The following is a 23,848-nucleotide window of genomic DNA, read 5'->3' on the forward strand; positions in this document are numbered from 1 at the left end:
TTCAAGGTCACGGGAAACGGCGGCCAGTATCCTCGCACCGCCCGCAAAGACCAATAGCCCTATTAATAATAAGGGTTGCCCGAATGCAGTGAAGCACGGGCAATCGTTTCAGGAATTGCTTGCATGAATGTCACCTTCAAACCCTGGGGCCGGCGCCTGGCGTGGGCTCTGCCAATGTTCGCGCTACTGGCCGGCTGCGATGCCGGTAAAGACGCCGGCAAAGAAGCTGCCCAGGAACCCACCAAACCTCACGCCGTTGCCACCTACGTGAGCGCACCGTGGGAAGCCTTGCCGAGCGTTTCCGACAGCGACTTGCTCGCCGGCTTCGAATCCTGGCGCAGCGCCTGCCAGCGCCTCAAGGCCGACCCGATCTGGGGCCCGACCTGCGCGGCAGCGACCAGCGTTCCGGGCGATGCCGTGGCGGTTCGTGGCTTTCTCAAGGAACACCTGGATGTCTTCGGCCTGCGTTCGGCGGACAACACGCCAAACGGCTTGATCACAGGTTATTACGAGCCGGTCTACCCCGGCAGCCTGACCAAGACCGCCACCGCCCACGTGCCGGTATACGGCGTGCCGGACGACCTGATCATCGTCAACCTCGACAGCATCTACCCGGAACTCAAGGGCAAGCGTCTGCGCGGGCGCCTGGAAGGTCGTGTGCTCAAGCCGTATGACGACGCCAGCACCCTCAACAGCCAAGGCTCCACCGCCAAGCCGATCGCCTGGCTGACCGACCCGATGGACCTGCAATTTCTGCAGATCCAGGGCTCGGGGCGTATTCAACTGGCCGGTGGGCGCCAACTGCGTGTGGGTTACGGCGACCAGAACGGCTACCCGTACCGCCCCATAGGCCGTTGGCTGGTGGAACAAGGCGAACTGAAAAAAGAAGACGTGACCATGGCCGCCATCAGCGCCTGGGCCAAGGCCCACCCGCAGCGCATTCCAGAACTGTTGGCGAGCAACCCCAGCTACGTATTCTTCAGCGCCCGCCCCGACAGTAACGAAGGCCCGCGCGGTTCGCTGAACGTGCCATTGACCGCCGGCTACAGCGTGGCGGTGGATCGCAAGGTGATTCCGCTGGGCAGCCTGTTGTGGTTGTCGACCACCAAGCCGGACGGCACGCCACTGGCACGCCCGGTCGCCGCGCAGGACACCGGCGGCGCAATCACCGGAGAAGTGCGCGCAGATCTGTTCTGGGGCACAGGCAATGCCGCAGGCGAGTTGGCGGGGAACATGAAACAGCAAGGGCAGATCTGGATGCTGTGGCCCAAAGGCGTGGCGTTGCCACAGGTGCCGGATGCGCCTGCCGGCACCTGACAACCTCTGATAGTCAATGTGGGTGGGGGCTTGCCCTGATCCCAGCCAGTTATCGCAAATCCCCTGTGGGAGCGGGCTTGCCCGCGAAGGCGGTGTGTCAGTCAGTGCATCTGTTACGGCACGACCGCTTTCGCAGGCAAGCCAGCTCCCACATTTAATTGATCAACAGCAGGGCTTGCTCCCTCCCGCATAGCGACGGCGTCATCCCTCAGATCGAGACGAAGAAGAAACTCGCAATCAACGCCATACCCACGGCCCACACCAGCGAACGCAAGATCGCCCAGTCCGCCAGGTAGCAAATGATGTACAGCAGGCGGCTGGTGATAAACAGCACTGCCAGCACGTTGATCGTCACCAGTTCGGCGTTGCCGGCCAGGTGCGCAATGATGACTGCGGCGGCAAACGCCGGGGTCACTTCGAAACTGTTGAGTTGCGCGCTATGAGCACGCTTGGCGACGCCTTCCAGGCTCTCGAGGAAGGCACGCGGGTCGTGGTTATCCCGTGGCCCGAACTTGCCTGTACTGAACTTGGCCACACCGGTGCAGATGTACGGCAGAAAGATTGCGATCAACACACACCATAAAGCGACTGTCATCACCGATTCCTTTTAGTTTTATCCGACGGTTAGAGTTTCATCACCAACATGCCAATCAACACCAACCCACAGGCTATGAGCCGTGGACGGCCAAAAGGTTCTTTCAAGTAACGCATACCGAACAGCACCACCAGAATCACACTGACTTCGCGCAGCGCGGCGGCTTCGGCAATCGAGCCCAACTGCATGGCCCAAAGTACCAAAGCGTAGCTCAACAACACGCATAACCCCACGCTCAACCCCAACCGCCACTGGGTGCGCCAGAACAGGCTGAAGGCTGCACGCTTGCGCACCAGCACCACCAGCGGCGACAAACCGCGCATCAACGGATATACCAGGCCCAAGTCACCCACCCGATAGGCCTGGATCAACAAATAGCGATAGAGCAATTCAAACAGCGCCGAGGCAACGAGCCACGGCCAGAGTTCCAGCGGCGGCAAAGACACGAACCCCACCGCCAATACCACGAACAGCAGCGCCACACTGTCCATGCAAGCGATGACTAAAAGGCGCTCGCCACTGAACTTGATCAAGGCGTTCCACGTCGCATGCAACAGCGCCGCTACCAGCACCAGGGCTGTCGCTACCACCAGAACCTCCTTAATTGATACGTCATGTAACAGCACCTGTTTATACTAAACCCCGATTCGACGCACCCCGTGCGCCTATATTTCCCTGCTCCAAGGACCCCGGATGCTTGAACTTGTCGCCGCTTTCATCTGCCTCACCACCCTGCTCACTTATGTGAACTTCCGTTTTATCGGCCTGCCGCCCACCATCGGCGTGATGGTCACCGCACTGCTGTTCTCGCTGATCCTGCAAGGCCTGAGCGTGCTCGGCTACCCAGGCTTAGAGGAACGCGTCCAACAGCTGATCGGCCAGATCGACTTCGGCGATTTGCTGATGAACTGGATGCTGTCGTTCCTGCTGTTCGCCGGCGCCTTGCACGTCAACTTGAACGACTTGCGCAGCTACCGCTGGCCCATCGGCCTGCTGGCAACCTTTGGCGTGTTGATCGCCACCGTGGTGATCGGCAGTCTGGCGTACTACATCTTCGCCCTATTTGGCTGGCATGTGAGCTTCCTTTACTGCTTGCTGTTCGGCGCGCTGATTTCCCCCACCGACCCCATTGCGGTGCTCGGCGTGCTGCGGACCGCCAATGCCTCCAAACCGCTGAAAACCACCATCGTCGGCGAGAGTCTTTTCCCCCCATATGGCCGTATGGACAGACACCTGAACGTCCCGTTTTCATTGGCCTGCGTCTAAATAGGCACTGTCCATACGATATTTGGTTTCTATGGACACCCGTCGTTGTCTCAAGGTTGCGTGCATGCTTCCTCAATTCCCCACTGACTGCCTTTAAAAAATTAGCGCGTTGGTCACCGCTGCCCTACTGGCATCCAAGAGTGGTTTCTCGGATAAGCTCAGCAGGAAGCTTTGCTCTTTAGCGACCTCCCGAAGGAGACTGTCCATGGCCACGGAGAGATGCATCAAGCCGTTAAACTTGTCTTCCGTGTTAAATATAAAGCGAGATCCATCTGGCACTATCAGTCGCCTCGCTTCTTCCTTGTTGTTCCACAAGTAATCCAAATATCTTTGGGTCTCAGCTAATATCGCTAATTCATAGTAGGCGCCAACGGAGAGACTATGCATGTTGGCGTGGTACATTATTGAGGCAATATCAAAGCTGGAGATCGTTACAGCTTTTCCTTCCGCCTCGAGATCTGCCTTTATGTTTTTACATAATCTTATTGATTTGCGGAGCCCGCCACTCGTGGTTTCACATCGTTCTCGTATTTTTTTGATGTGCAGGAAAGGCCAGTTTTCAATCGTGGTGTTTTTATGCGAATCTAGGATGGTGACAGCACGGTCGTGTTTCTGACCAGATGCTTGATAACTAATAGTGTCATGCCAGTGGGAAGGCACGACATCAACTGGACGCGCTAACGACCCTCCTTGCAATTTAATGGCCTTGGAGCCAGAGGTGTCAATTGTCGCTGCGGGAAACGCATCGCGAAGAGCTTTACTAATTTCCCCCCTGCGAGCAGTCAACACGCCAACTGAGGTGCGTGAGGTCGGTGAACGATACTGACCCGATGTACTCATGTACCCACGCGCATCATAGGTATGAAAGTCAGCTTCTATCGCTAAAAGGTCGACATCACTGACCCCTCGAATATGGACATTAAGCGGTACTGAACCCTGTAGCTCGAATTCAAGATTGCCGCTTGTCCTCTTCGACAACTGGTTGCTAACCCGTTCTGCGGTTTCGATGCTGATGCGTGTGTAGGTAGGGTCTACCTCTTGCATAGCGCCTAAAGCAAATGTTGTATTCGGCTTGTCTTTAACCCTATGTTCCCACGCCTCTTTTGTAAGGCTTCGGTTCACGATGAAATCCTTCGCATCCATCGCGATTACAGCGGATCTATCAAGGCCCGAGCGTCTGGAGCGCAGACGATTGATTCGTTCGTTAATTGGTGTGTTCATTTTTTCTCCTAAGCTCCATTCGCCCATAGGTGGGCCGACCGTAACCGTTAAAATAGTCACCCTTTGCGCAATCTAGTGATTTAGCAAACAAAAGGTTTGCGCTGCCAACATGTCCCCGAAGCTCAGGTTCGCCGGGGTTAGGATCATTCTGGTAGTTATAAAGAAGGCGGTATCCGTCAGCTTCATCGTGAACCAATGCCGCAGTGATACTGTTGGAGCCTGATTGATGTGTCTTCAATCGCACTCTAATCTTGTCCCAAGTTTGACAAATATATACATCGGCTTGCCAAGAACGAATCGGATTTCCTTCGGTGTCCAGTGTTGTTCCAGTGCACTGCCACTCTCCCGAAAGATCAGGAACTTTTAGATATTTAACTGCCCAGCGCCATTTCCAAACTGTCTTATTGAATAGTGCGTACAGCAGGGCAAAAACTATACCTGCGCCAATTAGTGACAGGGCTGTCGGTGGAAGATTTACAGGCAGGTCATACTTTTTAGCCAAATCTTCAGCTGACAGCAGCAAAAAAACCGCAATGCCGGAAATCGCGCTTGCCAGTAGTGTCAAGTACCGGCCAATCAGAGCTCGATTTACCCCGCCCAATAGGCTGTATTCATGATCGTGAATCATTAGACGCAACCTTCATCAGACGCAACTTTGAATAGACTTAATGTCCCGGAAGCCCATTAACCTGCAGAAGATGGGCAGCAGCAAAGCCGCCCAGAGCTTCCGATGAGACTTCAAAAATTACTGGGTATGGCATACCGAGGAACACGTCCGGCAACCGTTCGACTGCTGGTAGGTGTTGCGAGCCTGGCGAACAGCGGTCACACAGGTGGTGTGATAGCCAAGATCAAGGCGGTTATGGAGTGCCGGCAAATAGATGCACGTACTGGTATGCACCTCGTGGTCACCATTGGTCTGTGCATTACGGTTCACGAAATACTGAGCCATTTTTACTCACCCCGCTCTTTGTTCGATTGGGCGAGTACCGAGGCCGCTAGGGTCTTGGTGGTGGCGTTGTACTTGTTGCTGTCGAGGACATGACTGGCTTTAGTCTCCATATCGGCACCGGTTTGCTTGCCGGTCGAAGCTTGAGCCATGGCCGACCCTGCCAATTCCTTCTGGATGGCCGAGGAGCTATCACTACGCAGGATTTTGGAGGCCAAGCTGGCCACGTGAGACGAAGTTTGTTTAGGATTTTTCGGCACGATTAGGTGCTCCTGTATCTAGAAAAAATCGAGTAGGCAGGAGCAACCCTTGAGCGGAAAGCCGAGCTGAATGGTTGACATCCAAAGTCGGTTTTTCTCTAATGCGCGTCCCACCAATGTCCGCATTGGCTCAGGGATTGGCGGGTATGTGTGCTCGGCGTCCAAACTTTGCACGCATACCCGCTGTGTTCACTGAAACCTCAGCCTCTCGCCAAAAACACAACATGTAGTGTTGTTGTCGAGATGACCTACAAGATAATGGGGTCAAAATGACATTGCAAGGCAACAAGCCTGTGGATAACTTGTGCGCAAATCAGTGGTTGGATCCACTTTGCCCCTGTATGCATGCCCAGCCCTTCTAAATCGCGGGCTACGACGTTTCGTTCTTGAAATATTTTGAAACACACTCATTTCGCATGTCTCTGTTCACTCTCGAACAGTGCCCCTCAGCGTTTAAAAGTGACAATCTAGTGGCGTCATTTCTTCGTTAAATCTAGTTTGGTTTTACCATCAGTTGCTGTTCTTGAACTCTTTCCACTGCCAGTAGGTGACGCTAAAAAACCGTCCATTGAAAACATTCGGGCGGGGTATTGCGGGGCTATTTCCTCTGACCTATGATCCCAATAGGCGGTGATGGTCGCCTGGCGCCTGTTTCGCGAAGCAATAGCCCATCTGTGACACCCTTCAGTTTTACATCGGCATGTCCCTAACCAGACGCTGCCCGGTGAACAGGCAATCGGACACCTAAGCGTCGTAGATTTAGGAACCATTGCCATGTCTGATTTTTCCCCGCTAAACATCTTTAAATCCCAAGCTAAACAGCTTGCTCGTGATCAGGGCCTGAAGCTTTCTGTCGCTCAAGAAACCCTTGTGCAAAAAGCGGGCTTCGCTGATTACCATGAGTTTTCTGTCGTCGCCCAACGGAACCTCAAGGATCCGCGTCTGATGTTGGCCGTTTTTGGGATCAAAGACTTTTCCCAAGCGATCCATGAGGATGATGTCTACGCCAACCTGGATCTAGAATTGGAGGATCAGCTCTCCGGCGCGATTGCGGATACCAATGCGAGTGGATTCACTATTGATGCTCTTGAAGTTGAAACCGCTGACTACAGCGACGCAACCGGGAAGCTTTCTTTAGAGGTTTCCCTGACCTACCAGGGGCAGCAAGATCAGGAGAGGATGTATCACGGTGCAGCGTTCTATCTCAAAGCCACGGTCGAATTGCTACGCCGTGATGGTATATGGCTGCTTGCTGAGAAAGGTGTGGTCATCTCCAGCGGTGAATCTGATGCTGACCGCGACCGTAGATCTGAGCAGGAGTATTGGGCAACCGTGGAAGAAGCCCGGAGTAGTAACCGGATGTCCATGGCTCAAGCGCTTGCTATTGAGCTGGGGATATCTGTCGATGACGCCGAGCTTTTGTCCGGAGCAGAGATCACGACTAACGAATCGGATGACGGGCTCGTATATAGCTACTGGATCAATCTCGAACCGGAAGCTGAAGGCGAGCTGAGAGCAGACCTGCTTGCGCGATTCGGCTCTCTGGAGTACGAGTTAGACCCAAACTTCTTCGATGATGTTGAGCACGAGTTCTGAAATCAATGAGGAAGTGGCCAGCTGAAAGCTGGCCATTCAAAACAACCTCACTCACATCTCTGCTCACAAAAAATGGCCCCTCTTTACCGGATTTACCTATCTTCTGGCCGACAGCCAGCAGATAGTGATCGACCTTTCGTGAGCGTTCCACGCAGCAGATTCTGCCAATGCGCTGAAGGGCTGTGTGAGCGCTTCGATCCTGTCCACGGGAGACACCATCGACGCTTCCCGTCGTAACAAGAAACCGGCCCGGTAGACCGGCTTCCTGAGTCATCTAAACTTTACGAACTGGGGATGAGCTTGCTGAAGGTAGTCTTTGACAAGACCCGTGATGAACTGATGGCCTTCATCAATCGTCATTGATACCTGCGCGGGCTGTTGCATCATTTCTTGAAAGCCGTGCCTAGCATCGAACCCGTTCAAACTGAAATTGTTGGCTGAACAGGTGAATTTCTTCTCTTTTCGCTTGCTTCTAAAAGCCTTTAGACCCTTCCGCCTTTCCCATGTCTCAAGAGTGTCCAGTATCTTGTAGTAGGTGATCCAACTGCTGTCTTGGTCGAGAAATTTGAGGAAGAGGTAAATATCCTCATGCTCAGCGGCCAGCATCATAAGGCTGATTTTCTGTGATGTGCCAAGAGCCTTCCTGAGATCATCGGCCCAAGCTTGGCTGGAGACAGCAGGCTTGGTAAGCATCCCCGGAATGTTCCTTTTTTCTTGCCTAGCGAGCTCGCCCCCCTCAAGCAGGATCTTGTAGATACTCAGCTTGTATGGTTCGCGCTCCAACAGCGTCGATGCACCATTGAAAAGACTCAAAAGCTCATAGGTGATCTGCCAGACTCCTTCCTGAGTTTGACCCTCGAACAGATTTGAATTAAATCGGAAGTCGTCGTTAGGGCAGTCGTTCCAGTCATCTACTCCCCCCCAGAGCCTGAAGTAATTGATGCTGTGCCCCCATGTGCAAAGCTGCCTGATCTCCTGCGGGTCGCCGTTGAGCAACACTTCCCAATCACCTTGCATTTGCATCAGATCCCCCCAAACTTGAGATCCAGATGCTAGCAAAAAAAGCAGTCAGTAACCGGCCCTCCTGGGCTCCCAAAGTTATCCGTAGCTGGCAACCGGAGATGATTGATCAAGAGCATCCCGTTTCCCGAAGCACATTGGATTGGATGCAAGCTATCTAACCGCGCACCTTGAAATCAGGCTTCGGTCTGGTGTTGTTTGGTTAGGTGAGATGCCAGCTGAGCAGTCATGGTGCAGGTCGCAGCTGGTGAGGGATGTGAAGCCTTCCTCTCATCGTAGTCTGCATTCCGTCGCTCAGCTTAATGTGCCCAAATAGGGTCATTAAGCCTAAAAATTGTGGTTAATGTGCCGTATTAGGGACATTAGCCTGGCTCGTCACACGGGGCATATCCACAGCATTCTGCGTCCAGACGGCGGTTAATACTCTTAGTCGCTAGGCTCATGGCGAGCCCAGCGCAACGTAGCTATCGACATGAATTGCCTAATAGCCAACGCACCACGTTCATTTCTGGCTTTCGACCCAGGCACGGTCAGCGCTGCCTCTACCTTGGCACGACTTGCTTCGTACATTGCAAATGCGTTGAACTCAGAATCAAGCAGTACCAAGAGCACAGTATCAAAGGGTTGTCGTAGATCAATTGCACCCATACGGCCCGTAATCTTTTGCGGGTTCAGGATACAGCGCCCCTTGATCTTGATTCTCGCGACGCCAACTTCCAGCGTCTCTGTAGCGTCGTAACCTGCCTGCCTTGCAGGATGTAGTAACAGGCCGAGTCTAGTGGCAGCTTCGTACTCTGCGATCTCGCCTGTCACGCCCAGCGGCTTGCCGGTCAGGCGATAGAATCTACGCGCGAGCACCTGGCCTCTTTCAAGATCTCTAGGATTTCATCCTGGATCAATGCAGCCTGCTGAGGTTCGTTGCCATGACTGAGCTCAGTCATCTGCAAACGCCTCGAGCGCAGTGAGCAGCTTGGCAAGCTCAGTCAGGTTGGCTGCAGTCACGATGTCATATTCTCCTCGACTACTCAGCCGATACACCTCTCGAGCCTTTTTGACACGTTCCAGCAGAGGGACGACTATGCCTGACGCCCTTTCCAGAAACTCGTTGATGTCAGCCCGTGTCTGAGGAATTTTGTAGCCTTTGGCCGCGCTTGTGATAATCACGTCCGAATCGCGAAGCTTGGCGATGCCGCTGGAGCGGATCCTCTGGTCGTTGATATCTCCGAAGCCGCTATCTTTTAGGTGGCCGACTATTTCTGCGGTTGGCACGTAGTCTTTGGTGACGAATTCGCTTTGGAATCTCAGGAACCGCAAGATGCTCAGCTGCAGGCGCTCATCCTCATTAGGGTGCTCACCAGCCCGTTCGCTAAAAAGGTCAGCCTGGCGGAGAGCTTCTTGGTGTACCTGGTAGTCTGCATACCCAGATTCATCCGCCGGCGGCGGCAGAAGAGACTGGTACTTGGATGGCCACTCAAGCATTCCAAGGGTCAGGCTTCGTAGAATCTTTTTGTAGGCAAGAACTGCTTCTTCCGATGCTTTCTCTTCGTAGATCTGAGCGACTGAGCCAGCAAAAAAATCTGCAACCTGAACCAAGACGTTGTCCTTACTGGCCATCGTCTGGAAGGCATCCTTATCGCCAAATAGGTCGTCCACGAATCGTTCTGCAACGTAGCTTTTGAGGCTCTCCTGAAATTCCTGGCCACCATGTTCGTCTACGACCATCTGGAGGTCAGGGTATGCGCGGAACAAACGTTCATAGAGCAACCCGTTCACGTATTTTATGAACGAGGTCTTGATACGGAGGCCGCCGTCTTTGTGAATTCGAGACTTATCAACGACGGTGAAATAGAGCTTGAATGGCAGCTCAGCTAGCTCGTTGAGGATTCGGGCACGGCGATCTGAATCTTTGGGCTTCAGATTGCTAGATTTGATCTCGCCTGTTTGAAAATGACGCATGCGGAGTGCTTCAGCTTGGGCATAAGCAGCTTCCAGATCTTTCTCTGCCACCAGAATGGAGCACACGATGAAGAAGCCCGAGCTTCCTCCCTTTGACGTATCAAGGTCGGAATTCCCGGACTCATCCACGAATGCATACGTTCTGTCCATGAGCTTGCTCCATCAACAACGTACTGAGTGCGGTGGGTCGCCCAATGGCAAGGTGGCGAACTTAGTTCGTCGCAGTGGTACTGCCTGGAGCGGGGCCTTCGCTGAACGTGTAGTTGATGACCACGTCATTTCGGATCAAGACGTCGAGAGTTTTCTGGGTGCCCCTAGTCGTCACCTTCATGGTGACCACGTAGCTTTGAGCATGGGCTGAGCCATTGGTGTAGGTGTAGATCCACTTTTCGTCAGTCTCGCTGACTGCGCTCTTGGCGTAGGGCTCACCAAACAGGGACTTCAACTCGGTAGTCGTCGTTTTGCCTTTGGTGATGCTAGCTACACTGGCCGACGGAAAGTCTCGTCCTGCGGTGTAGTGGGACGTAGCGCAACCGCCGAGCGCGACACACACACCCATTACTGCGATGAGCTTTTTCATATCCTTCCTTGATCGTAGAAAGCTTTAAATCTAGCTGGCATCGAGGCTAAAAGCCATCACCAAGGTGATCAGCTACTTTCGTGCATTCGCAGATAATGCTTTGCACATGTAGCAAGCCGAGCCAGGGCAAAGCCCCCTGAACTGCTCCGTCTGAGAAATAAGAGGTGGCGCAGAGCCTTGTTGATTTACTGCATAGCCCTGCTGCTTAAAAAAGCCTGAAGCAGTTGTTGTCAGCAAATGAAATCGAGCGATTCCCTGCTCGGCGGCTTTCGCTTCAATGACCCGAAGCACCGCGACACCGACCCCCTTCGATCTGAATGTCGACACTACGACCAGAGAACGCAACAACCCGTCCGTACCATGCGTTTCGAATCCTCCCCATGCGACCGTCTCGCTATCCAGTGTGAACTCAAAAAAGGTTCGGCCTGGAAGATCAATATCGCCTGCTGGAAGGTCAGCAGATTTCAGTGCATCGCGAAAGCGCTGCGACTGCCCTCCGGCTATTTCCGTTGCCTGGATCATCATACCCCCTCCCTCCTCTGATCACCGTTATGCCGACACGCATGGAACGTTAGAGCACATGCCGAAACAGCAGACATCATATTCGCTTTACCGAATATTCGCCAAAGCGTATATTCGATTTTCCATATGCGTCGAGTTCCACAATGAGCCCTGCTATCAAAGTGCTTTTCGTGTGCGTTGCCAACTCAGCCCGCTCCTTGCTTGCAGAGGCTTTGCTGCGGCACACCGACCCGCGCTTCGAGGCCTTCAGCGCAGGGTCTGAACCGTCTGAGGTTGATCCGCGCACGACTCAGGCATTGGAGGCAGTTGGAGCCGATGCAACGGGCCTGCGCAGCAAGTCCCTCAGCGAGTTTCAAGCTGATCGATTCGATTACGTAATCACTCTTTGTGATAAATCCGCAAGCGAGTGCCTACCAATGCCTAATGCAGGTGAAATCATTGCCTGGGATTTTCCTGACCCAGTAACCAGCGATGATCCTGGCGCATTTCGCCACACGCTCCACGACATCCACGAGCGCATCAAGCTCTTCGTTTTGGTCAAGACCAAACACCTGGAGGATCTGTGACAGAACCTATGAACCCCACCACCTTATTCAAGTGCCTGGCGGATGACACCCGAGCAAAAATTTCGCTGCTTGTCGTGAGTGAAGGTGAGCTGTGTGTTTGCGAGCTAACGGCAGCACTCGACCTGAGTCAGCCAAAGATTTCTCGTCATTTGGCGCTGCTGCGCTCTGCCGGTTTGCTGTTGGATCGTCGCCAAGGCCAATGGGTGTACTACCGGCTGAATCCTGATTTGCCCACGTGGGTGACTGCAGTTTTGAAGGAAGTGGTAGACGCCAATCAGCAATGGCTGGAAACCGAGGCTAAGCGCCTCTGCGGCATGAACGACCGTCCGATCAACCAAGCCGTGTGTAGCTGATTCACGCCCAACCGGATTAATGAAATGCTGATTGCCGTATTGATCTTTATCGCCACCATCGTCCTTGTCATCTGGCAGCCCAAGGGGCTTGGGGTGGGCTGGAGTGCGATGTTCGGTGCCATCGTGGCGTTGCTGGCAGGTGTCGTTACCCTTGCCGACATACCAGAGGTTTGGCGCATTGTCTGGAATGCCACTGGGACTTTCATCGCGGTCATCATCATTAGTCTGCTGCTTGATGAGGCAGGTTTTTTCAAGTGGGCTGCGCTGCATGTGGCCCGATGGGGAGGCGGGAGCACCCGCAAGCTGTTCGCATTTATCGTCCTGCTGGGCGCAGCGGTGTCGGCCCTGTTCGCCAATGACGGAGCAGCATTGATCCTCACACCCATTGTGATCGCGATGTTGCTGGCGTTGCGTTTTTCTCCTGCGGCCACTTTGGCATTCGTCATGGCAGCTGGTTTTATCGCCGATACGGCGAGCTTACCGCTGGTGGTTTCCAACCTGGTCAACATCGTCTCTGCCGACTACTTCGATATCGGCTTCAACGAATATGCTTCGATCATGATGCCGGTAAACATCGTCAGCGTGGCGGCGACATTAGCCATGCTGTTATGGTTTTTCCGCAAGGATTTACCAAAGACGTATGACCTCAACCAACTGGACAATCCGGACGAGGCAATCCACGACCGGGCCACTTTCGTAGCTGGCTGGTGGGTGTTGGCACTACTCCTGATCGGCTTCTTTGTCATTGAGCCACTGGGGGTGCCAATCAGCGCCATTGCAGCAGTCTGTGCATTCATTCTTTACATCATCGCGGCTCGTGGTCACGCCATCAATACAAGCAAGGTACTCAAAGAGGCGCCATGGCAGGTAGTGATCTTTTCTTTGGGTATGTACCTGGTTGTTTATGGTCTGAAGAACGCCGGTCTGACCGACCACATTGCACAGATCCTGAACGTGTTCGCCGGTTATGGCGTTTGGGGCGCGTCCCTTGGTACAGGGCTGCTAACAGCGTTGCTGTCTTCGATCATGAACAACATGCCCACCGTTCTGGTAGGTGCCTTATCCATTCATGCCGCTGAAGTCGATGGTGTAGTCCAGCAAGCGATGGTTTACGCCAACATCATCGGCTGCGATTTGGGCCCGAAGATCACTCCAATTGGGAGCTTGGCAACTCTGTTGTGGCTGCACGTGCTCGCCCGGAAAAACATAACGATCAGTTGGGGTTACTACTTCAAGACTGGGATCGTGCTGACCGTACCCATCCTCGTCGCCACATTGTCCGCCCTGGCACTGCGCCTCAGTTTCTGAATCAAGGAATCGTCTGATGAAAGTCTTGTTCATGTGCACCCACAACAGCTGCCGCAGCATTCTGTCCGAGGCGCTTTTCAACCACTTGGCGCCCGAGGGTGTAGAAGCAGTCAGCTCAGGAAGCTTTCCCAGTGGCCGGGTGAATCAACGGGCATTGCAAACGCTGGAGGCGGCGGGTATCTCCACGGCGGGCTTGAGCAGCAAGGCTTCGGATGCTTTTGAAGGCTCACCTCCAGACATCGTGATCACTGTCTGTGACCGGGCAGCGGGTGAGGCATGCCCAATCTTCTTTGGGCCAGCTTTGAAGGCGCATTGGGGTCTGGCCGACCCGTCTGACGCTAGCGGTTCGCAAGCCGAGATCACCGCAGCGTTTGAAACCACACTCGCCAAAATTCACGAGCGCGTGAGCGCGTTTCTTGCGCTGCCACTGAAGACCATCAGCGCTGAACAGTTGAAAGCTGAACTGAACCGCATCGGTTCGCTTTAAAGATCAACCGAGGCGGCACCCAACCAGGCGCCGCCTTAGGAGTTTATATGCAAGACACATTGCCGAACGTACACGCCGACCTGATCGACATTCCGTCGCTGGAGCAACTGTCGCCTCGCACGCCTTCGCTCCATAAACCTCGCATTCTTCTGCTGTATGGATCAACGCGAGAACGCTCATTTAGCCGATTAGTCACGCAAGAGGCGGCACGCCTGCTGAATGAGTTTGGTGCTGAAACCAAGATCTTTGACCCAGCGGGTCTGCCGCTGCCGGATGACGCTCCCGACACACATCCCAAGGTCGCTGAGCTGCGCGAGCTGATGCAATGGTCTGAGGGGCAGGTATGGTGCTCCCCTGAGCGTCACGGCTCCATGAGTGCAGTATTCAAAGCCCAAATTGACTGGGTTCCGCTGGCGATAGGTGCTGTACGACCTACGCAAGGAAAGACCCTTGCAGTGATGCAGGTATGCGGTGGCTCGCAATCTTTCAACGTGGTTAATCAGCTGCGCGTACTGGGCCGATGGATGCGGATGTTCACCATCCCAAACCAATCTTCGGTTGCCAAGGCATTTACCGAGTTCGACGAGGCAGGTCGTATGAAGCCGTCCTCGTACTACGACCGTCTCGTGGACGTGATGGAAGAGCTGATGAAGTTCACCCTGCTTTTGCGGGATCGCCAGGATTATTTGGTTGATCGGTACTCCGAGCGTAAAGAGTCCGCCGAAGAGCTTTCCAAACGCGTCAACCAGCGCTCCATCTAACGTCATTACGAGGAAGCGATATGAGCCAGATCACGATCTACCACAACCCAGAATGCGGCACCTCTCGCAACACCTTGGAGTTGATCCGTAACAGCGGGGAAGAACCGACGGTTATCGAGTACCTGAAGACCCCGCCTGATCGCACCACACTTGCAAGGCTCATCGGGGATATGGGTATCGGGGTGCGGGCTCTTTTGCGTATCAAAGGAACTCCGTACGAAGAGCTGGGATTGGGTGAAGCTTCGCTGACGGACGAACAGCTCATCGATGCCATGATGGCTCACCCTATCCTGATCAATCGCCCCATCGTCGTGACGCCTTTGGGGACGCGTTTGTGTCGTCCGTCAGAAGCTGTGCTCGATTTGTTACCGCAAGAGCAGCATGGGAGTTTCGCCAAAGAGGACGGCCAAGTGGTCATTGATGAGCACGGTCGCAGAGTCTGATACGACGACGGTGAGGTGCCGCGATTGAGCCTGGAGGATGCTGGTGAGTCAGAATTCGAAACTTGATGTTGTGGTCATTGGCGGTGGTCAATCAGCGCTCACAGTCGCCTATTTTTTGAAGCGGTCAGGCTTGTCTTACGTGCTGCTCGATGCGGAGTCGGCACCAGGAGGAGCCTGGCGGCATGGCTGGGACTCGCTGCGACTCTTCTCTCCATCGGCGTGGAGCTCGATTGCGGGCTGGCCGATGCCTGCCGTATCAGAAGAAACGCCTCAACGTGATGATGTTATCGACTATCTGACTCTGTACGAGCGTCGATATGACTTCCCCATCATCCGATCCACCAGGGTGACCCGTGTCGAGAAAATCGAAGAAGGATTACGGGTTGTCTCCGGGGATAGATACTGGGATGCCAAAGCAGTTATCAGTGCAACAGGCACCTGGAGCCGCCCATTTACCCCAAGCTATCCCGGACAGGAGTTGTTCGTAGGGCAGCAGCTTCATTCCGCTCATTACGTTGGGCCGGATGAGTTTGAGGGGAAAACCGTCCTTGTCGTGGGTGGCGGCAACTCGGGAGCCCAGATTTACGCCGAGGTATCTAAAGTGGCTCAGGCAACCTGGGTGACTCAAGAGGCTCCAAAGTTTCTACCTGATGAGGTTGATGGGCGCGTCCTGTTCGAACGAGCTACTGCTCGATTGAAGGCGCAACAGGAAGGTGTGGAGCCTGAACAACCCGCTGGGGGGCTGGGCGACATCGTAATGGTGCCATCGGTGAAGGACGCTCGTGAACGCGGTGTATTGAGCGCAGTACGGCCATTCACGCACTTCACTTCAACAGGCGTTGTCTGGTCATCAGGAGGCGAAACAACGGCGGATGTCGTCATCTGGTGCACTGGGTTTTCCCCAGCGCTCGACCACCTAAACAGCTTGGGCATTGTAGGCCAGGATGGCAAAGTGGCTGTGAACGAAAACCGGAGTGTTGCTTCACCCAATCTGTGGCTGGTGGGTTACGGCGATTGGACGGGGCTCGCCTCTGCGACATTGATCGGAGTAACCCGCACCGCTCGAGATGTAGTCAAGCAAGTGCAAAGCTATCTCATAAGCGAATCCTAGTGGCTCGCAACGCAAATCGAGTGAGCCTACTGTAATGCGACTTCCAGCTGGGGGAAGAGAATAGGCTCCAGTGGCGGAGTTGCCTGGCACAGTCCGAGCCGCCAGTAGCCGACGTCGTGCCATTTCCCAAGCTTGAAGCCAACCTCCGGATATGTACCGATATGGACGAATCCCAGCGACTCGTGCAGACCCACACTGCCTTCATTGGGCTGAGCAATTCCAGCGTAAGCTGCGCGAAATCTCTGTTTTTCAAGTATAGGAAGCAAAGTCTCATAAAGCTTACGGCCAACGCGCTGTCGGCGAGCCGATTCAGCTATGTATACCGTCACGTCCACCGCCCACCTGTAGGCCGGACGTGCGCGGTGCTGGCTGGCATAGGCGTAGCCCTTGATCTCCCCACCGTCTTCGGCCACAAGGTAGGGATATGTCTGAAGCGTTGTAGCTATTCGCTGAGCGATTTCCTCAGCGCTTGGCGGAATCTCTTCGAAGGAGATCGCTGTTTTAGAAACGATGGGGGCGTAAATGCGCTGTATGGCTACAGCATCTGCTACCGCCGCCGTACGGATTTTCAAAGCCATGTATGTCGTCCCTGATTCGAAAGCTGAACATTACCCTTTTTAGATCAGCCTTGGACATGCTCGAGATAGAGAAATGTTACGGGCGCTGCCATTCGCCTAAGTAGGGCAGATGGGGCGTCTGCAACGATTTGGTCGGAACTACGTCCACATACTTGCATTTCTTCTTAGTAGCCTTTAGAGCCGCTTGCCCAGCAATCAACGAGATCAACGTATCAGCCTAGTGAATCAACTCAATAATTTCCCCTCAAACCCATCCCCAACCGGAGAGTGCACATCGAACTACGAGACGCTTTTCGATACCATCATATTGTTTACTGGGTTTGCTCCAACGCTCCATCATCTGGGCAATCTACGAATCGCTGGTAATGACGCCAAAGTCGTCGTGTATGAAATTCGAAGTGTCGCCTCATTTGATCTGTGAATGGTGGCTTATGGAGATTGGGCGGAGCTTGCCTGGTCTACATTGATCGAATTAACACTCGCCGCTCTGAATATAGTGAAGCAAGTGAAAATACCTCACTGGGTGATGGCGAAAGCACTCATATGCAATGCGAATACCCTATAAATGATTTACTAGGTTATTACTTGGTAAGCGCTAATTTAAAATTTCTATATGTTCAAATGAAGCATGCCCTAAATCCTATTTCGGTCGACGCCTCCGCATAAATCCTCAATGCTCACATTCAGAAACATAATATCTAAAATAGAAGGCCAGCCTTCTCGAGCTACATTGAATTGCCCGACGAACGGTGCTCAAGCTCGCGTGGCGATTGACGACATTGCTGATAATTCACACGAGGCTCTAATTATGATACTGCGCAAACTCAACCTTGCTCCGCGCTCGGCTCTATGCTTTGGTTTCTTTTGCCTTATGATTATTGCACTTGGGATCATCGCCCTTAAGCAGACGTCAAGTTTGAAGGATTCTGAAAGTTTCGTTGAAACGAATGTTGTTCCCAGCATATCCATACTTGGGATAATTGACAGGGAGTTTGTAAGCATCAGAGGTAGCAACGCACGGTTGCGCAACCCTGTAGAGCCCGCAAGTCGCAAAACTCAAGCTCTAGAGGAATTAAATAAGGCTAGAGTTAATATCCAGAATTCGCTGACGAATTTGCAACCTCTAATCGTAACCCCGATAGGCAAGCAGAAAATTGATGAGCTTTCAAAAAGCCTTGCCAGCTATCAAACTGTTCAAGATCAATACTTATCTCTAATTTCCTCAGGAAGTTTAGATGAGGCAGTCAAGCTTTCCAGCGAGTCGATGAAACAATCTGCTGATGCTGTTGAAGGCCATATCGAAGAAATGATAGACGTTAATAATAACAAAGCTAAACGAGCCGGGGAGGAGGCGAGTCAAACTTATGAGCAAGCTAAGTTAATCGTTGGGGCATTTATATTGATAAGTACCTTGGCAGCTATTGCACTGGCCTTGATGTACACCCGGAGTATTACCAGCCCGATCAGCCAATTACTAGCTATTGCCGAGCGCATTGCTAAAAACGATCTCACCGGAGTTATCGAAGCTCAAGGACACGATGAGGTGGCTAGACTTATGCGAGCTTTAAGTGTAATGCAGCATGGTCTACGAAATACCCTTTCTTTGATATCTGATTCCTCCAACCAGTTGGCTTCGACGTCTGAAGAAATGCATGCTGTCACCGAAGACGCAAATAAAGGCATGCTGCGTCAAAATAACGAAGTTGAAATGGCAGCCACTGCCGTCACTGAGATGAGTGCAGCGGTAGAAGAGGTAGCTAGAAATGCCTCGCAAGCCTCTGAAGCAGCCAATCGATCCAACTCCGCCGCGTTGGCTGGTCGTGCACGCGTCGATGAAACCGTGCAGGCCATCAGCCTGATGGTCGCAAATGTTGAAGACGCATCCCAAGAGGTACAAGGGCTCGCCGTAATGGCCACCGACATCAGCAAGGTTTTGGATGTGATACGCGCTATCGCCGAACAAACCAATCTTCTTGCGTTGAATGCGGCTATCGAAGCCGCTCGTGCGGGTGAGGCGGGTCGAGGCTTCGCAGTAGTCGCTGATGAAGTCCGAGCTTTAGCTCATCGTACTCAGCAATCAACCAGTGAAATTGAGCAGATGATCAGCTCAATTCAAAAAGGCACTGGGTCTGCTGTGTCTGCAATGACTCACACAAACACCCAAGCCCAGAAAACACTGGACACTGCTCAAGGCGCTGGTTCCGCGTTGGTGGAGATTACCGAATCTATCGACAATATTACTGAGCGCAACGTTTTGATTGCGACCGCATCGGAGGAGCAGGCTCAGGTTGCAAGGGAGGTAGATCGCAGCCTGGTGAGTATCCGTGATCTTTCAAATCAAGCGGCAGAGGGCTCAAGTCAGACAGCTATTGCAACGTCCGAACTCACAAAACTAGCGGTCGAGTTGAACAGGCTGGTAAAGCAGTTTCAAATGTAGTTATAGCCCTCTTTACTGGAGCGTTACGTGCATAAACTATCAATTTTTATCAGGTAGTTCGCAACTTTCAAGTGGGGTTTAGGTGCTCCGGGCCTGCGGAGCACCGGTAGCTCGACTCTTTGATATCCGCCGTGGGATTGCCATCCTGTAGAAGTAGAACGTATCTGGGATTGATGAGCAGGCTGAGTTGGAGGATCGCTGGAGTCACTCACGCTGAGCTTAACAGTGTGTTGCAGTCAACGTCTGCTTGAGCGCGGTCGCAAAAATTGTGGGCACAGCGACTACCCAAAATTCGAGGCAAGCACATATCTGTTTAACCGACCTCAAAACTCTATGCTGAGTAACCATCCGAGAAGACCTCCCACCAGGACGACCAACCATGGAGGAACCTTCCAGAACATCAAAGCCACAAGCGCTATCAGCGCCAAGCCAAAGTCTGTAGGAGTCAATATGGCGCTCGTCCAGACTGGATTATACAAGGCTGCCAGGAGAAGACCTACAACTGCTGCGTTTACGCCTGAAAGTGCGGCTTGGGTGCGTAAGCTTTTCCGCAGTTGCTCCCAAAATGGCAACACGCCGATTACGAGCAAGAACGAAGGAGCAAAAATTGCAACGACGCACGCGGTAGCCCCGAGCCAACCAGAAGGTTGGGCATTCATGGACGCGCCAAGAAATGCTGCGAATGTAAAAAGCGGGCCTGGTACGGCCTGTGCTAAACCATATCCGGCAAGAAACGTGTCATTGGCTACCCATCCGTTCGGTACGGTAGCTGACTGAAGCAACGGCAGCACAACGTGCCCACCTCCGAAAACTAATGACCCAGTACGGAAAAAGACGTTTACCACAGCTAACGCTTGAGAGGGCCACACTTGAACCAGTAATGGCAAGCCAGCTAACAGGCCGAAGAACAGCAGCAATAACACCGCACCGACTTTCCTGCTCACCGATATCGGCAAAGACTCCGTAGTTTGGCTCTGATGGGTTTTGAAGAGCATCAATCCTATGACGGCACCGAAGAAAATCACGCCAATCTGCCCCCAAGCATGCGGCCAAAGCAGTGCAGCATAAGCAGCAAACACGGCGACGGCTATTCGAGGGGCATCAGTGCAAAGACTACGGCCCATTCCCCAGACGGCTTGAGCAACGACAGCCACTGCAACAATTTTAAGACCATGTAAAAGACCGCTCGGAAGAGCCCGTCCCCACGAGGACATGCCCTGAGCGAATAAAACCAGGATTGTTGCCGAAGGCAATGTGAAGCCTGCCCACGCAGCTACTGCTCCAGGAACCCCGGCACGAGATAGTCCTAAACCTATTCCAACCTGGCTACTGGCGGGCCCCGGTAAGAACTGGCACAGAGCAATCAAATCCCCATAACTACGCTCGCTCAGCCATTGGCGTCGAGCGACAAATTCTTCGCGAAAGTAAGCTAGATGTGCAATCGGGCCTCCGAAGGAGGTGAGCCCTAGGCGCAGAAACACCAGAAAAACCGCCCAAGGGGAGTCAGTCGTGACGGCCTTTACACTATCTTCGGCTGCCAATATCCATCCCTCCCAAAATGACTGCTGCACAAAACCAAATACTTTGGAGCCAACGGTATATAGGCTAACCGATGGCCTTCCTTAGGCATACGCGGCTAGCCCTGCGAGTGGATCAGAACTTGGTTTCATAATGATGTACCAACTCAGCGAAAACCAGTTCGAGCTCTAAGCGGGTCTCGCGAGATGCTTACCGCTTTCACCGTTGCCACCCGTAACAGAGCCATACTTGCAAATTAGACGTTGCTCAAAAACCAACTCTTCAGCTACCTCTCTTTTAGCATTAAATGTTCGTGGAGCTTGACACTGGGTCGCGATCAAGGGTGGATTTACTGTATACTGCCTGCTCTGCATACCCTTGAGCTACAGGAACACTCGCATGACTGTACTCCAAACGATCTACTGGCAGCCTACGCCGCCTTAGCGCTACGCCCCCTCGCAACATCCTGCTTCCGCTAGCCTCGCTCGCGGGTGCGCACTGCTGTACGCCTGGTTTTACACCTTAAGCACACAGCAAAAAATCCTCAAAATTTGAATTTGTATCGATTCGCTCGCCGTTCCCTTGGCGTGCGCGATGCTTTGCCTTGGATATTTTCTATGCTGCAAAAACTTAGACAAACGTGGTTTTCCAATGTCCGTGGCGACGTGCTCGCGGGGTTAGTGGTCGCACTCGCGCTTATCCCTGAAGCAATTGCCTTTTCCATCATCGCCGGTGTAGACCCCAAAGTCGGTCTCTACGCCTCATTCTGTATCTGTGCTGTCATCGCCTTTGTCGGTGGGCGCCCCGGAATGATCTCGGCGGCTACCGGCGCCATGGCACTGCTCATGGTTACGTTGGTTAAAGAGCACGGACTTCAGTATTTGCTGGCCGCGACCCTTCTATGTGGCGTACTTCAAATCCTTGCCGGCTACCTGAAGCTTGGCTCGTTGATGCGGTTCGTTTCACGGTCGGTAGTCACCGGTTTCGTAAACGCATTGGCGATCCTGATTTTCATGGCGCAGTTGCCGGAACTTACGAATGTCACCTGGCGCGTCTACGCCATGACGGCAGCGGGCCTCGGGATCATCTACCTGTTCCCATACGTACCGAAGATCGGCAAGCTGATTCCGTCACCGTTGGTGTGCATCCTGACGCTGACTGCCGTCGTCATTTACCTCGGTTTGGATATCCGCACCGTCGGTGACATGGGCCAACTGCCGGATACGTTGCCGATTTTCCTTTGGCCCGAAGTGCCGCTGAACTTTGAAACCCTGCGCATCATTTTCCCGTACTCGGCTGCCTTGGCCGTAGTGGGTCTACTCGAGTCAATGATGACCGCGACCATCGTCGACGACCTTACCGATACCACCAGCAACAAAAACCGCGAGTGCAAAGGCCAGGGTGTGGCCAACATCGCTGCCGGCATGCTTGGCGGCATGGCAGGTTGCGCCATGATCGGCCAGTCGATCATCAACGTGAAATCTGGTGGCCGCACCCGTCTCTCGACATTGTGTGCCGGCGTTTTCCTGCTGCTGATGGTGGTATTTCTTGGCGAATGGCTCTCCAAAATCCCTATGGCGGCACTCGTGGCTGTGATGATCATGGTGTCCATCGGCACCTTTAGCTGGGATTCTTTGCGTAATCTGAAAGAGCATCCGCTGTCGACCAACCTTGTCATGGTGGCGACCGTCGTGGTCGTCGTGGCTACTCACAACCTGGCCTACGGCGTACTGGTAGGTGTGCTGCTAGCTTCGCTGTTTTTTGCCAATAAGGTTGGGCACTACCTGGATATCAAGAGCACTCTGGAAGAGACGGAATCGCATCGGACTTACCACGTCGTGGGCCAGGTGTTCTTTAGCTCTGCGGACAAGTTCACTGAAGTTTTTGACTTCAAGGAAGCTCTCAACAAAGTCACCATCGATCTCACACAGGCGCATTTCTGGGATATCACCGCCGTCGCAGCCCTAGATAAGGTCGTGATCAAGTTCCGACGTGAAGGGGCTGAGGTTGAAGTGCTAGGTCTCAATGATGCCAGCGCAACAATCGTTGACCGCTTCGGCGTTCATGACAAACCCGGTGCCATCGACAAGCTCATGAGCCACTAAGGAGAACAACAATGACCCACGTAATGGCGTGCATTGATAACTCACAATCCTCACTGGCGGTCTGCGATTACGCAGCATGGGCCTCGCAACGACTCAGCGCTCCCCTGACCTTGCTTCATGTGCTGGATAAGGAGAAATATCCTGCATCCACTGACCTCAGCGGCAATATCGGTCTCGGTAGCAGAGAACATCTACTGGAGGAGTTGGCCACGCTGGATGCGCAGCGTGCAAAACTGGCCTTGGAGCATGGGCAGCACATGCTTGAAAAAGCTCGCGAGCGAACAGTCATCTCTGGCGCCATGTCACCTGATCTGAAGCAGCGCCACGGCCATCTCGTCGAGAGCCTGAGCGATCTCCAAGACGACATTCGATTGCTGGTGATTGGAAGAGTCGGTGAGGACAGCGCGCGCAGTGCCCAAAGTCTTGGCAGCCAGATTGAAGCGGTAGTCCGAACTATCCACCGCCCCATCCTGATTACAACCAGCCATTTCAGAAAACCTGAAACGGTCATGGTGGCATTTGACGGCAGCGCTGCAGGCCACAAGACCGTACAGATGCTTGCTTCAAGCCCGCTATGCGAGGGCCTGCCAATTCATATCGTCATGGTTGGTACGGACTCTGAAGAAAATCAAAACGAGCTGGAGAAAGCACGAGCCACACTTGCCTCTTCTGGCCTGCTAGTGCATGCCGAGATCCACCCAGGCGAAGTAGAGTCGGTACTGCATGCGTATCAGGCAGAGCATGGCATTGACCTCCTGGTCATGGGTGCGTACGGGCACTCACGCATCAGGCAGTTTCTTGTAGGCAGCACGACCACGACGATGCTGCGGACATCCACTTTACCCGTATTGCTGCTTCGCTGAGCCAGTGCCACTGGCCACAGTATTTCCAGAATTGCG

At 53.4% G+C, this 23,848-nt stretch carries 24 protein-coding genes and 1 pseudogene; 13 read left to right on the top strand and 12 right to left on the bottom strand.

What is annotated here, in order from left to right:
• The first annotated feature begins 123 nt into the window (after window positions 1-123).
• Complete coding sequence (locus MHH62_RS22355; protein WP_020301867.1) at window positions 124-1,317, top strand: MltA domain-containing protein; 1,194 nt, start codon at window positions 124-126, stop codon at window positions 1,315-1,317.
• A gap of 208 nt (window positions 1,318-1,525) precedes the next feature.
• Here MHH62_RS22355 and MHH62_RS22360 read toward each other — a convergent pair whose 3' ends face one another.
• Together MHH62_RS22360 and MHH62_RS22365 are read right to left on the bottom strand one after the other, a co-directional pair.
• Window positions 1,526-1,912, bottom strand: a complete 387-nt coding sequence (locus MHH62_RS22360) for an MAPEG family protein (RefSeq protein ID WP_014720286.1) — start codon at window positions 1,910-1,912, stop codon at window positions 1,526-1,528.
• A 29-nt stretch (window positions 1,913-1,941) separates the two neighbouring features.
• Window positions 1,942-2,502 (bottom strand): EamA family transporter, encoded by a 561-nt coding sequence (locus tag MHH62_RS22365; protein ID WP_339231925.1) that lies wholly within the window; start codon window positions 2,500-2,502, stop codon window positions 1,942-1,944.
• Between the two features lie 103 nt (window positions 2,503-2,605).
• Here MHH62_RS22365 and MHH62_RS22370 point away from each other — a divergent pair.
• Window positions 2,606-3,118, top strand: a pseudogene (locus MHH62_RS22370) (cation:proton antiporter); the annotation flags it as partial.
• 153 nt (window positions 3,119-3,271) lie between these two features.
• Here MHH62_RS22370 and MHH62_RS22375 read toward each other — a convergent pair.
• The 3 genes from MHH62_RS22375 to MHH62_RS22385 form a co-directional block, all read right to left on the bottom strand.
• Window positions 3,272-4,399 carry a hypothetical protein gene (locus MHH62_RS22375; RefSeq protein ID WP_095023257.1) on the bottom strand — a complete coding sequence of 376 codons (1,128 nt, stop codon included), beginning with the start codon at window positions 4,397-4,399 and terminating at the stop codon, window positions 3,272-3,274.
• Window positions 4,383-5,027 (bottom strand): hypothetical protein, encoded by a 645-nt coding sequence (locus MHH62_RS22380; RefSeq protein ID WP_095023256.1) that lies wholly within the window; start codon window positions 5,025-5,027, stop codon window positions 4,383-4,385. Before MHH62_RS22380 ends, MHH62_RS22375 begins: the two co-directional genes overlap by 17 nt.
• 326 nt (window positions 5,028-5,353) lie before the next feature.
• Window positions 5,354-5,608: a hypothetical protein gene (locus MHH62_RS22385; protein WP_011167585.1), complete on the bottom strand. Its 255-nt coding sequence runs from the start codon at window positions 5,606-5,608 to the stop codon at window positions 5,354-5,356.
• 774 nt (window positions 5,609-6,382) lie between these two features.
• On the opposite strand from MHH62_RS22385, the gene MHH62_RS22390 reads away from it, so the two are divergent.
• Window positions 6,383-7,204 (top strand): hypothetical protein, encoded by an 822-nt coding sequence (locus MHH62_RS22390; protein WP_070414817.1) that lies wholly within the window; start codon window positions 6,383-6,385, stop codon window positions 7,202-7,204.
• Between the two features lie 270 nt (window positions 7,205-7,474).
• Here the strand turns inward: MHH62_RS22390 and MHH62_RS22395 are convergent, their stop codons facing one another.
• From MHH62_RS22395 to arsN2, 5 genes are all read right to left on the bottom strand, one after another.
• Window positions 7,475-8,227 (bottom strand): hypothetical protein, encoded by a 753-nt coding sequence (locus tag MHH62_RS22395; protein ID WP_153338151.1) that lies wholly within the window; start codon window positions 8,225-8,227, stop codon window positions 7,475-7,477.
• Window positions 8,228-8,650: 423 nt separating this feature from the next.
• Window positions 8,651-9,082, bottom strand: a complete 432-nt coding sequence (locus tag MHH62_RS22400; protein WP_227496826.1) for a hypothetical protein — start codon at window positions 9,080-9,082, stop codon at window positions 8,651-8,653.
• A gap of 75 nt (window positions 9,083-9,157) precedes the next feature.
• Window positions 9,158-10,330, bottom strand: a complete 1,173-nt coding sequence (locus MHH62_RS22405) for a DUF3800 domain-containing protein (protein ID WP_131670581.1) — start codon at window positions 10,328-10,330, stop codon at window positions 9,158-9,160.
• A 61-nt stretch (window positions 10,331-10,391) separates the two neighbouring features.
• The gene (locus MHH62_RS22410) at window positions 10,392-10,760 is read right to left on the bottom strand and encodes a hypothetical protein (protein WP_131670582.1); all 369 of its coding nucleotides are present in this window, start codon (window positions 10,758-10,760) and stop codon (window positions 10,392-10,394) included.
• Window positions 10,761-10,832: 72 nt separating this feature from the next.
• Window positions 10,833-11,285 (bottom strand): arsenic resistance N-acetyltransferase ArsN2, encoded by a 453-nt coding sequence (arsN2, locus tag MHH62_RS22415; protein ID WP_131670583.1) that lies wholly within the window; start codon window positions 11,283-11,285, stop codon window positions 10,833-10,835.
• Between the two features lie 140 nt (window positions 11,286-11,425).
• Here arsN2 and MHH62_RS22420 point away from each other — a divergent pair, with 140 nt between their 5' ends.
• From MHH62_RS22420 to MHH62_RS22450, 7 genes are read left to right on the top strand one after another with little or no spacing between them, the layout of a single operon-like run.
• Window positions 11,426-11,848, top strand: coding sequence for an arsenate reductase ArsC (locus MHH62_RS22420; RefSeq protein WP_131670584.1), 423 nt, complete (start codon window positions 11,426-11,428; stop codon window positions 11,846-11,848).
• Between the two features lie 8 nt (window positions 11,849-11,856).
• Window positions 11,857-12,201: a metalloregulator ArsR/SmtB family transcription factor gene (locus MHH62_RS22425; protein WP_007247283.1), complete on the top strand. Its 345-nt coding sequence runs from the start codon at window positions 11,857-11,859 to the stop codon at window positions 12,199-12,201.
• Window positions 12,202-12,225: 24 nt separating this feature from the next.
• Window positions 12,226-13,509 carry an arsenic transporter gene (locus MHH62_RS22430; RefSeq protein WP_339231935.1) on the top strand — a complete coding sequence of 428 codons (1,284 nt, stop codon included), beginning with the start codon at window positions 12,226-12,228 and terminating at the stop codon, window positions 13,507-13,509.
• A 16-nt stretch (window positions 13,510-13,525) separates the two neighbouring features.
• Window positions 13,526-13,996: an arsenate reductase ArsC gene (locus MHH62_RS22435; RefSeq protein WP_131670586.1), complete on the top strand. Its 471-nt coding sequence runs from the start codon at window positions 13,526-13,528 to the stop codon at window positions 13,994-13,996.
• Window positions 13,997-14,043: 47 nt separating this feature from the next.
• Entirely contained in the window at window positions 14,044-14,757 is a 714-nt protein-coding gene (arsH, locus tag MHH62_RS22440) for an arsenical resistance protein ArsH (protein ID WP_131670587.1), read from the top strand.
• 20 nt (window positions 14,758-14,777) lie between these two features.
• A complete protein-coding gene (arsC, locus tag MHH62_RS22445; protein ID WP_131670588.1) occupies window positions 14,778-15,200 on the top strand; it encodes an arsenate reductase (glutaredoxin) in 423 nt (140 codons plus the stop codon).
• A 37-nt stretch (window positions 15,201-15,237) separates the two neighbouring features.
• Window positions 15,238-16,311, top strand: coding sequence for an ArsO family NAD(P)H-dependent flavin-containing monooxygenase (locus MHH62_RS22450; protein WP_131670589.1), 1,074 nt, complete (start codon window positions 15,238-15,240; stop codon window positions 16,309-16,311).
• Between the two features lie 26 nt (window positions 16,312-16,337).
• Here the strand turns inward: MHH62_RS22450 and MHH62_RS22455 are convergent, their stop codons facing one another.
• Window positions 16,338-16,889: an arsinothricin resistance N-acetyltransferase ArsN1 family B gene (locus MHH62_RS22455; RefSeq protein ID WP_131670590.1), complete on the bottom strand. Its 552-nt coding sequence runs from the start codon at window positions 16,887-16,889 to the stop codon at window positions 16,338-16,340.
• 808 nt (window positions 16,890-17,697) lie between these two features.
• Between MHH62_RS22455 and MHH62_RS22460 the strand changes: the two genes are divergently transcribed.
• Window positions 17,698-19,326 (top strand): methyl-accepting chemotaxis protein, encoded by a 1,629-nt coding sequence (locus tag MHH62_RS22460; RefSeq protein WP_153428071.1) that lies wholly within the window; start codon window positions 17,698-17,700, stop codon window positions 19,324-19,326.
• Between the two features lie 323 nt (window positions 19,327-19,649).
• Here MHH62_RS22460 and chrA read toward each other — a convergent pair whose 3' ends face one another.
• Complete coding sequence (gene chrA / locus MHH62_RS22465; protein ID WP_131670591.1) at window positions 19,650-20,867, bottom strand: chromate efflux transporter; 1,218 nt, start codon at window positions 20,865-20,867, stop codon at window positions 19,650-19,652.
• Between the two features lie 594 nt (window positions 20,868-21,461).
• On the opposite strand from chrA, the gene MHH62_RS22470 reads away from it, so the two are divergent.
• Both MHH62_RS22470 and MHH62_RS22475 read left to right on the top strand, forming a co-directional pair.
• Window positions 21,462-22,949, top strand: coding sequence for a SulP family inorganic anion transporter (locus tag MHH62_RS22470; protein ID WP_131670592.1), 1,488 nt, complete (start codon window positions 21,462-21,464; stop codon window positions 22,947-22,949).
• Between the two features lie 11 nt (window positions 22,950-22,960).
• A complete protein-coding gene (locus tag MHH62_RS22475) occupies window positions 22,961-23,812 on the top strand; it encodes a universal stress protein (RefSeq protein ID WP_131670593.1) in 852 nt (283 codons plus the stop codon).
• Window positions 23,813-23,848: the final 36 nt, after the last annotated feature.

Source organism: Pseudomonas sp. FSL L8-0168, from assembly GCF_037976155.1.
GTDB lineage: Bacteria > Pseudomonadota > Gammaproteobacteria > Pseudomonadales > Pseudomonadaceae > Aquipseudomonas > Aquipseudomonas paracarnis.